An 827-nucleotide genomic window follows, 5' to 3' on the forward strand; every position below is an offset into this window, starting at 1 on the left:
TGTGGGCAAGGGCGTGGGCAACGTGATCCTGACGCTGGTGCTGCTTGAATGGGCCTACTACGCGCGCACCGCGCGCGGCCAGGCGCTCGTCGAGACGAACCGCGAATACGTCGAGGCGGCGCGCGGCCAGGGCATTCCGCGCTGGCGCATCCTGACCGGCCACATCCTGCCCAACTGCCTGCCGCCGCTCCTGGTGATCGGCGCGCTGCAGATCGCACGCGCCATCACGCTGGAGGCCACGCTGTCGTTCCTGGGCCTGGGCGTGCCGATCACCGAGCCCTCGCTGGGCCTGCTGATCTCGAACGGCTACCAATACCTGCTGTCCAACGAATACNACATCCTGCCCAACTGCCTGCCGCCGCTCCTGGTGATCGGCGCGCTGCAGATCGCACGCGCCATCACGCTGGAGGCCACGCTGTCGTTCCTGGGCCTGGGCGTGCCGATCACCGAGCCCTCGCTGGGCCTGCTGATCTCGAACGGCTACCAATACCTGCTGTCCAACGAATACTGGATCAGCTTCTTCCCTGGCGTGGCCCTGCTCGCCACCATCATGGCGATCAACCTGGTCGGCGACCAGCTGCGCGATGTGCTGAACCCGAGGCTGCAGAAATGAGCGCCGACATCTCCCAAGAAGAAATACCGACCCTCGAAGTGCGCGGTCTGCAAACGCGCTTTCACACGCGCGCCGGCGTGCTGCCGGTGGTCAACGGCGTGTCGTTCACTTTGCAGCGCGGCAAGGTGCTGGGCCTGGTGGGCGAATCGGGCTCGGGCAAGTCGGTCACCGGCTTTTCCATCATGGGCCTGGTCGATGCGCCGGGCCGCATCGA

2 protein-coding genes are annotated in these 827 nt (G+C 66.3%); both read left to right on the forward strand.

Features of this window, described 5'->3' with window-relative positions; genetic code table 11:
- The coding region (locus QZH66_RS17300) for an ABC transporter permease (protein ID WP_305807077.1) at positions 1-613 on the forward strand (613 nt) is incomplete at its 5' end.
- Positions 610-827, forward strand: a 218-nt coding sequence (locus tag QZH66_RS17305) for an ATP-binding cassette domain-containing protein (protein WP_305807078.1), incomplete at its 3' end; no start/stop codon positions are given. The genes QZH66_RS17300 and QZH66_RS17305, both read left to right, overlap by 4 nt.

Origin of the sequence: Stenotrophomonas sp. YIM B06876 (assembly GCF_030711595.1) — a bacterium.
Taxonomy (GTDB): Bacteria; Pseudomonadota; Gammaproteobacteria; order Xanthomonadales; family Xanthomonadaceae; genus Stenotrophomonas.